At 42.4% G+C, this 8,862-nt stretch carries 9 protein-coding genes and 1 pseudogene; 2 read left to right on the forward strand and 8 right to left on the reverse strand.

Translation table 11 applies throughout. The features are described 5' to 3' along the window. The 8 genes and pseudogenes from EYB48_RS18740 to EYB48_RS18775 form a co-directional block, all read right to left on the reverse strand. A pseudogene (locus tag EYB48_RS18740) lies at positions 1-149 on the reverse strand (IS66 family transposase); the annotation flags it as partial. Positions 150-507: 358 nt separating this feature from the next. After that, positions 508-969 (reverse strand): cache domain-containing protein, encoded by a 462-nt coding sequence (locus EYB48_RS18745; protein WP_162021904.1) that lies wholly within the window; start codon positions 967-969, stop codon positions 508-510. Positions 970-1,245: 276 nt separating this feature from the next. Then, a complete protein-coding gene (locus tag EYB48_RS18750; protein ID WP_162021905.1) occupies positions 1,246-2,526 on the reverse strand; it encodes a TRAP transporter large permease in 1,281 nt (426 codons plus the stop codon). After that, positions 2,523-3,077 (reverse strand): TRAP transporter small permease, encoded by a 555-nt coding sequence (locus EYB48_RS18755; RefSeq protein ID WP_162021906.1) that lies wholly within the window; start codon positions 3,075-3,077, stop codon positions 2,523-2,525. Before EYB48_RS18755 ends, EYB48_RS18750 begins: the two co-directional genes overlap by 4 nt. A gap of 26 nt (positions 3,078-3,103) precedes the next feature. Continuing rightward, positions 3,104-3,913, reverse strand: a complete 810-nt coding sequence (locus EYB48_RS18760) for an HpcH/HpaI aldolase/citrate lyase family protein (RefSeq protein ID WP_162021907.1) — start codon at positions 3,911-3,913, stop codon at positions 3,104-3,106. 86 nt (positions 3,914-3,999) lie between these two features. Continuing rightward, positions 4,000-5,001: a TRAP transporter substrate-binding protein gene (locus EYB48_RS18765; RefSeq protein ID WP_162021908.1), complete on the reverse strand. Its 1,002-nt coding sequence runs from the start codon at positions 4,999-5,001 to the stop codon at positions 4,000-4,002. Between the two features lie 28 nt (positions 5,002-5,029). Beyond that, positions 5,030-6,208: a CaiB/BaiF CoA transferase family protein gene (locus tag EYB48_RS18770; RefSeq protein WP_162021911.1), complete on the reverse strand. Its 1,179-nt coding sequence runs from the start codon at positions 6,206-6,208 to the stop codon at positions 5,030-5,032. Then, entirely contained in the window at positions 6,208-7,068 is an 861-nt protein-coding gene (locus EYB48_RS18775; protein WP_202927839.1) for an HTD2 family dehydratase, read from the reverse strand. The genes EYB48_RS18770 and EYB48_RS18775 overlap by 1 nt, the downstream gene beginning before the upstream one ends. Before the next feature lie 136 nt (positions 7,069-7,204). Here EYB48_RS18775 and EYB48_RS18780 point away from each other — a divergent pair, with 136 nt between their 5' ends. Beyond that, positions 7,205-8,089, forward strand: coding sequence for a LysR family transcriptional regulator (locus EYB48_RS18780; protein WP_268895160.1), 885 nt, complete (start codon positions 7,205-7,207; stop codon positions 8,087-8,089). A gap of 460 nt (positions 8,090-8,549) precedes the next feature. Next, positions 8,550-8,837: an IS66 family insertion sequence element accessory protein TnpB gene (gene tnpB / locus EYB48_RS18785; protein WP_235935300.1), complete on the forward strand. Its 288-nt coding sequence runs from the start codon at positions 8,550-8,552 to the stop codon at positions 8,835-8,837. The last annotated feature ends 25 nt before the right edge of the window (positions 8,838-8,862 follow it).

The raw sequence follows: 8,862 nt of genomic DNA on the forward strand, positions 1-8,862 counted from the left end.
CATTCGGATAGTGTGGAGTCGGGAATGGCGAATCCAGACCGTTCAAAGATGCCGCTTTGGCGGTACAGAGGCAAGTGATCAGCATATTTGGCCACCAGCATCTGAGCCAACAATCCGGAGGTCGGGATGCCTTTGTCGATGATCTGTGCCTCACCAATACCGGAAAGAGTCGCATTGTTCACTATTGAAAATGGAGAGTACTCAAATCCAACAACAAGAATTTCCGCTCCGACCACCGTACTTATAATTACAAATAACGGCAGACACAATAAAATCAATTTTATGAGTACTTCCCCCATCGAAATTAGTGCAAGAAACGACTTGATATCCAAAACAATTTTTTAGTGCATCATAAGCAGGTATTTAACAGTTTTGAGTGCTTTAATTGAGCATTATCCAAAATGTCGATTTGTTTTTTTAAATCCAAGAAAAAATATTGCGTTAAAACACCTAAATAACCCTTTACAATAAAATCAAAGTCCCTGACTAACGTTGATTTTAGACTCCTTATTTGTATATCCCACAGTTTATAATGAGATCCTCATGCTTCTTAAAGTACATTGCCTTATTTTCAATTTGCTTAGTCTCAGGATTTACAAATTTATAATCTTGCCATCCTTCGCCCTTCGTCTTTGCCATCTCAATACGTTCGCGGTAAAAAGGTTTGCCGTCAGCATCTTTCATCTCAAGCAAATTTTTCCCTTGTATTCTGGTATTCGCACCATGCGCAAGATTAATCCCACTCATGTCATTAATGGAGATATATAGGTCCCGATCACGAAAGCGCCCTTTTAAATTGTTTACTTCTGCGATCGTTTTGTCTTTTCCGTTAATTTTCATAAATGCAATGACTTTATTTACCATTGCTACCGCTTCATCAGCAGTTCCATGGCTATCTGTCGCAGCGAATACAGTATTCGCAAAAAAAATAAAAACCGATAAGAATAGGGAAAGTAAGAACTTGCTCATAAATCCTCCTTGGTAAATAGGATAACAAATGAATAAATCAAATAAAAGCATTAACAATTGCATTGGGTAAATTGATACCCAATGCAAGTTTATTAAAATACTCTCGGCAGAATATTGAAATAAGTGGCTAAATTGAGCTCACCTTGATTGGTTCTCGATTTATTTCGACTGCTCTATTAGCGCTCCAATCATAGTATCAAGTAAGGCAAGCAACTAGAAAAATATAAACTTCCCCCGCTCAATGTTACATCGTTCTTCTTCAATACGATTAATAATCTACATTCCTAACAACGTTGGCAGCGCTAAAGAAACCATAGGGACATAGGTAATCAGCAGCAAAAATATGACCATTGTAAATAACCACGGCAATACCGCAACCGAGAGCTCAGATATGCCCATTTTAGTAATACCAGACGCCACATACAGATTAAGTCCGACCGGGGGGTGGCACATACCAACCTCCATATTCACCATCATCAAGACACCAAAATGAATCGGATCAATGCCTAATCTTGCCGCTACCGGAAATAAAATTGGCGCCATAATCAAAACGATAGAACTCGGTTCCATTACATTTCCAGCGACTAGCAACAAAATGTTGACTACCAGAAGAAACGCAACCGGACCAAGCCCTTGTAAGGTAAGCCAATCCGCCATTTGTTGCGGAATATTTTCGCTTGTCATCAAAAATGAAAACAACACAGCATTAGTAATGATATATAACAACATGGCAGATAAACTAGCGGCATCAAGAACTACCTTTGGAACATTCTTAAGCGATAAATCTTTGTACACAAAGACGACTACAAAAAATGCATAAACTGCTGCCACAGCCGCTGCTTCGGTTGGTGTAAAAAGCCCAGAATAAATACCTCCGATGACCAATACAATAATAGAGAACCCCCATGCTGAGTCTTTAAATGCATTCCATCGTTCTGCCCAATTCGCCTTCTTCATTCGAGGGTAATTGTTTTTCCGCGCAATCCACCACGTAGTAAGGCCGAGCATACTTGCCAACATCAATCCTGGAATAACTCCCGCCATAAACAATTTGCCGACTGAGGTGTTGGTTGACACAGAATACAACACCATAACAACAGATGGGGGTACAAGTATTCCTAAAGCTCCGCTCGTCGTAATAACGCCAGCGCCAAATTTTTTGGGGAAACCTTGTTTTACCATTGCTGGCAACACGATAGAGCCGACCGCAACAACTGTGGCCACCGATGAGCCAGAAATTGCTGCAAATAAGGCACAGGAAATCACGCCCGCCAGCGCTAATCCACCGTAAAAATGCCCAACCATGGTCGTTGCAAAATGAATCATCCTTCTAGCAACCCCGCCTTGCGTTAACAGACTTCCCGCTAAAATAAAAAATGGAATCGCCATGATGCTGAAATTTTCAAGACCTGTGAAAAGTTTCAATGCAACCGACGTAATCGGAACATCGGTCATCGTAAATAAAAATGTTAGTACAGTAAGCCCCAGTGAAATACTAATTGGCATACCGGTCAAAATTAAGCCGATTAACAGTACGAAAATAATGATCGCATTCATTTTGCACCTTCGTAATTTTCTAAACCTTCGACATGTGCAATGTCGTGGTGAGGTAATTCGCCAGTTCTAAAAAATACAATCGCCACCTCGAAAAATCTAAAACACATCAAATATGAACCTAAAGGAATGCAAAGATAGATAAGCCACATTGGTATATGAATCTCTTCGGAAATTTGATCTGTATGAGCAATGCCCCATACAAACATAGCCCCTAATGTGCCCACTGTTGCGGTAAACAGCATCCCACCACAAAGTCCAAATAGAATTAATTTTTGGCGGTTCTTAGGATGCAAGCGGTTCAATAACACATCGACACCAACATGAATTCCTGCTCTTACTCCATAAGCAGCACCAAATTTTGCCATCCACACAAACATGAAGACACAAAGTTCCTGGGCCCAACTCAAATTAAGTGCCAATAATGGATCTTGAATAAATGGAACGGGGATGGTTGAGGCAAACCTATGCAATACAGCGATAAAAATGATACAGGTAGCGGATATCATTAACGAGGTTATTAACGACTCCTCTAAACGATTGAGGTACTTCATACATGTCTCCAGTATTCTATTTAGAATTATTTGTAGTATTGCAAAATGGACTGAGCGCGAATTAGGACGGGGCGATCGATCATCTTGCCATCCAATTGTGCTACTGCGGATGTCTCTGAAAGTGCTAATACTTGTTGAGCCCAAATAAGCTCTTTATTACTTGGGGCAAAAGCTTGCCGCACTAGTTCAATTTGTCGTGGATGAATGCAAAGCTTTGCACCAAATCCAGACAAATAAGAAAACGAAGAATCACTCGAAATTGTCGCATCATCATAAATTTCAGGAGTAACCCCTGCAATTGGCATTAATAGTTCAGCTGCACGAGACGCAATGGTAATCACAGAGCAGGGATAAGCCAGATTACTTGTGTCGGCAGAAATGTGAAGATCTGTCGCATAATCGAGATTGCCGAAAGCGAGTCGTTGAACGCGGCTGCTCATCGCGATACGCGCGCAGTTCAAAACTCCTTTAGCTGATTCTATAATTGGTACGACAAATCCTTTCGTTGAGAGTATTGAAGCAAGTGATTCGACCTGATCGTTACTCTCTGTTTTAGGCAGCATTACCCCCTTTACTCCGGACGCATGAACTAATTCCCGATCAGTTGAAAAATCAAACGATTGCGCATCATTAATTCGGAGTAAAATCCGCTCGGAATGATATCGACGTCGCTCAAACCAATTGGCAAAGGCATCCCTTGCCAAAGACTTATCGCTTAAAGAAACTGAATCCTCAAGATCAACGATAATTGCGTCTGCCCCCGAGTCGAGTGCCTTATCAAAACGGTCAGGGCGATTTCCAGGAACAAATAGGTAGGTGATCGGATATTTTTTCATATAAATTTACTCAACATTCATATCTGATTAGACTTATTACGTATTCAAAATATAGTTATGTGCTGGCCGCCCATAAATTTACGATTTCATTTAATGGCGAGTTCTTTACGGACAGCATCTATCACGTCTTTACCAATACGTTTTTCTTGTTCCGGATAGATTGAGGTGAGCGTGACCTTTAAGCTACTTTGATTTTCTGACGTTAATGTGAGTAATTGAGTACGTCCGCTTGCTTTAATTTTAGCCAGCGACTCTTGATTATCTTGCTCCGCAATTTTATTGACATAGTCGGTTGATTCTTTCATCGCAGTCTCCAGAACGCTTTGAATCTGCGGCGTTAAACCGTCCCAAAATTTTTTGTTAACGACCACGGCATATCCTAGATATCCATGATTTGTTAAGGTGATAAATTTTTGGACTTCAAAGAATTTTTGCGTATAAATTTGCGAGGGAGTTTGTTCTGTACCATCGACAACTCCTGTCTGTAACCCCTGATACACCTCAGAAAATGCTATCACTTGCGGACTGACACCTAAGGCTCTCATTTGAGCATCAAGTATTCGCGAGCTTTGTATTCTCATTTTTTTTCCACGAAAATCTTTCAACTCAACCAGGGACTTATTTGCGCTCATTACTTTAAAGCCATTGTCCCAATATGCTAGCCCCTTGATACCTTTTGTACTTAATGATGTAAGTAGTTGTTGGCCTATTTTTCCATTAGTTACTTTGTGCAAATCGTTGTAATTGCTAAATAAGTAGGGGAGATCAAACAGTTCAAATGCAGTAAACCCCATAGGGCTAAATTTTGACAACGAAGGGGCCAGCATTTCAACGGCCCCCAATTGCAGCGCCTCGAGTTCTTCTTTGTCTTTATAAAGCTGGCTATTCGGATAGACTTGAACCTTGACGTTACCCATGGTTCGTTCCTCCACTAATTTCTTAAAATATTCGACTCCCTTTCCTTTTGGTGTATCTGGTGTCACCACATGACTAAATTTGATGACGATAGGACTAGAATTCGCAGGGGTAATACAAATTGATCCTAGAATTAAGATAATGGAATAAAGTGTATGTTTAAAAAAACTCATGACGGTCTCCTGTTATTATATAAACTTTTTAGATAGCATTAGCTTGTCGCAGCATTTTGATTCGCTCGCGTGTATATCCCAGTTCCACCAAAATTCCTTCAGTGTGTTCTCCGAGTGCTGGAACCGCATCCATGCGAACATTTCTAGCGTCTGAACCTGGCGGTAGCAAGGCGGGTAACTTACCTACAGGAGAGTCAATTTCTTGCCAGCGATTACGCGCCATTAACTGAGGATGTTCCCACACCGCCTGCATGTCATTGACCCTTGCATTCGCAATTTGGGCTGCGTCAAGTAGGCCAATCACTTTTTCTGCCGTCAAGCTAGAGAACGCATTGACAATAATTTTTCGCAGCGCAATACGTCCTTCACTGCGCCCGCTGTTAGTAACGAAACGAGCGTCTGATGCCAGATAAGGTAGTTGAAGAACTTTGCTACAAAATGCGAACCACTCTCTTTCATTTTGTAGTCCGAACATGACCGTTTTCCCATCTCCTGTCGGGAATGGTCCGTAGGGATAAATAGTGGCATGGCTTGCACCGGAGCGTTTGGGCGGAGGCGCTCCCTTATAAGAAAAATAGAGTGGAAAATTCATCCATTCAACTAACGATTCAAGCATGGAAATATCGATATGCTTCCCCTTCCCTGTTTTATTTCGTTCTAATACTGCCGTTAAGATATTTGTATAGGCGTACATACCAGCGGCAATATCTGCAATGGAAGGACCTGCTTTTGACGGTTCCTCTTCGGTTCCTGTGACTGACAAAAAACCGGATTCACTCTGAATCAATAAGTCATATGCCTTTTTGTCGCGATACGGACCATCAATGCCATATCCAGAAATGTCGCATACGATAAGGCTAGGTTTTTTAGACGACAATAGTTCGTATGACAGTCCAAGACGGGCAGCTGCACCTGGTGCAAGATTTTGCACCACGACATCGGCCTCCTCCAAAATCAACCGAGATAAGATGACTTTAGCTTCCTCTGTTTTGACATCCAACGTCATACTTTCTTTGGAACGATTCGCCCAAACAAAATGAGACGACAAACCACACACCCGTTCATCGTATCCCCGCGCAAAATCGCCCCCTCCTGGACGCTCAATTTTTATGACGCGTGCGCCAAGATCGGCTAATTGTCTGGTTGCAAACGGTGCCGCGATGGCATGTTCAAGCGTCACGACGGTAATTCCAGTTAACGGTTTCATCATTTAATCTCCGCAATTGCATCCATAGTTAGATAACCCTCGTGATCTTTGGCCCACAAATGAATAGTTTTGCCATCCTTCAAAGGCTCACCACAGACAAAAAAATGATGCAGGTCAAACGTAGGACGAATCGCCTTAAATTCAAAACTAATGATTTCTGCATCTGGGTAGTTCCAACGAAGTAAATCCACTAGTAATGTCGCAATTAATGGACCATGTACTATCAATCCTGGATAGCCCTCTATTTGAGTGACGTAACTTCGATCGTAATGAATACGATGCCCATTAAAGGTCAGAGCTGAATATCTGAAGAGAAGCACTTCGCTAGGAATCCACTTACGTTCCCAAGCTGAAGATAATGGTGCTGCCAATGGGATTGTAGGAGTATCATTCACTTTTAGGGCATCGCGATAAACGATATCGTGCCACTCGGACAGCGCTACGTCAGTTGCCCCAGAGATGCGAATATCATGACGTACAGTAACGAAAATCAATGATCCTGTTCGTCCTATTTTTTCTGTAATACTTTCAATTACAGATGTCCGGGATACAGCATCACCAATACAGACAGGGGCATTAAATTTAAATCGTCCACCTGCCCACATTCGTCGGGGTAAGGTCACAGGAGGTAAAAATGATCCTAATTTTGCATGTCCGTCTAATCCGATTTCAGACTGTAAATGTTTAGGCAAGAAATAGAGCCAATGCCAAAGTGGGGGTAAGGGCAAGCCAGGTTCAACCAGTATTCCTTGTCGATCTAAAGTTGCGGACAACGCTGCATATGGCGCCTGAGAAATCACGTCACAGATAACTTCAGTTTTTCCCAGCCATTTACTCAATTCAATGTGGTCGTTTTTCATAATTGACGATTCGTAGTTTTCCAGTTAATGTGTTTTGCATGCGCCCATAATCAGATGAATCGATAATTTATGGAATTTGTAAGTTTAGAAGACATTCTTTGAGAAAATAGAACCCTTGCGATACGATCTAGTAGACATGAAGCTTTTTATGCATATTGCCGAAGCAGGCAATTTGACACGCGGTGCCGAGAAAATGCACATATCCGTATCTGCAGCAAGTTTGCGTTTAAAAAATTTAGAAGAAGCGCTAGCAGTTCCTCTCTTTGAACGACTGGCAAAGGGTGTTGAATTGACTGCCGCAGGAGAAAATTTTTTAAGCCATGTCAGAAAAATTCACTCGAATCTTGAGCGTATGCATGCTGACTTAAATGAGTTTTCCTTAGGAGTAAAAGGAAGTTTGCGTATTTATGCAAATACCAATTCAATCAACTCATACTTACCCGAAAGTCTCTCTACTTTTTTAGCTAACAATCCGAGTATTAATATTGATCTGCAAGAACACAACAGTAATACGATTGCGCTAGCGGTAATGGAAGGCGTTGCAGATATCGGGATAATGGCTGGCAACATCCCCACTATGGGACTGGAATTTTTACCATTTCGAACTGATCGTTTGATTTTAGTCGTGCCAAAAAATAGTAAATTCGCGGACGAATTATCTATTCCATTTAGTACCGCTTTAACTCACAATTTTGTATGTCTTGACGTTGACTCCGCCATTCAAATTTTTTTACAGCAGATGGCGACCCAGATGGGGCAGCGGCTAAAAGTTCGGATACATGTGCGTAGTTTTGATGCGATTTGTCGCATGGTGGCGGCGGGCGTCGGGATCGGTGTAGTACCACATAGTGCGGCTGAGGAGCACATCCAAGCTGGAAAACTATCAGGTATAGAACTAGCGGACGATTGGGCTATGCGAGAAATGAAAATTTGTTTCTTAAATTTTAATAAATTATCCAGTTATGGGCAACAGCTTGTGCAATTTCTTTCTAGCGGCTACACAACCTATGGCATGAAGTGACTTGCATTTGTGCAGTCAAGGATTGACTCCTTTACATTGATAAGACTAAGCCTAAACTCAGTGTGCAATCATTTCCACCCATGTATGTTGATATTAAAACAATTAAATCAACGAAACTATCCAGTTACACTCAAGTTATAAATTGCCATAGGTGTTCTCCTCAACGGTTTGGTTTTCAGCTTTGAGCACACGTCAAGCAATGTTGTATACGTGCATATTCCGTTACTCTGCCCTTGATATGTAAGCCCCCGGCAAAGTCATCTTGAAGTTAAGAGCGTAAGCGTAGATGATCGTGTCCACTTAATAAGTGGACACTTGTACATGATGGACGATGGAAACAATACGCCAAGACGGCGTCGACCGCAGTCGCTGCGACACCTGACATCGTGATTGAAATCAGACGAGGAGCCGCTAATGTGACTGTGCGCTGGCCGCAAGCTGCGGCCGCAGAGTGCGCCGGTTGGCTGCAGAACTGGCTAAGATGATCCGGATAGATTCCATCTGGCTGGCAACCGAACCGATTGATATGCGCGTCGGTATGGATACTGCACTGGCGAGGGTAGTTCAGGTATTCGGTGCAGCGCGGCCGCATCACGCCTACCTGTTTACCAACAAGCGTTCGACGCACATCAAAGTCCTGGTCTATGACGGGTTCGGTATCTGGTTGGCGAGCCGGCGCCTGAACAAGGGAAGCTTTACCTGGACTGATAGTGGCCATTTGCCGGTCGTGACCTGCTCCCCAAATTAGTACGAAACCAATTTAGAGTCCGCGG

This window comes from Cognatundibacterium crateris (genome assembly GCF_010078235.1).
Lineage (GTDB): Bacteria > Pseudomonadota > Gammaproteobacteria > Burkholderiales > Burkholderiaceae_D > Undibacterium > Undibacterium crateris.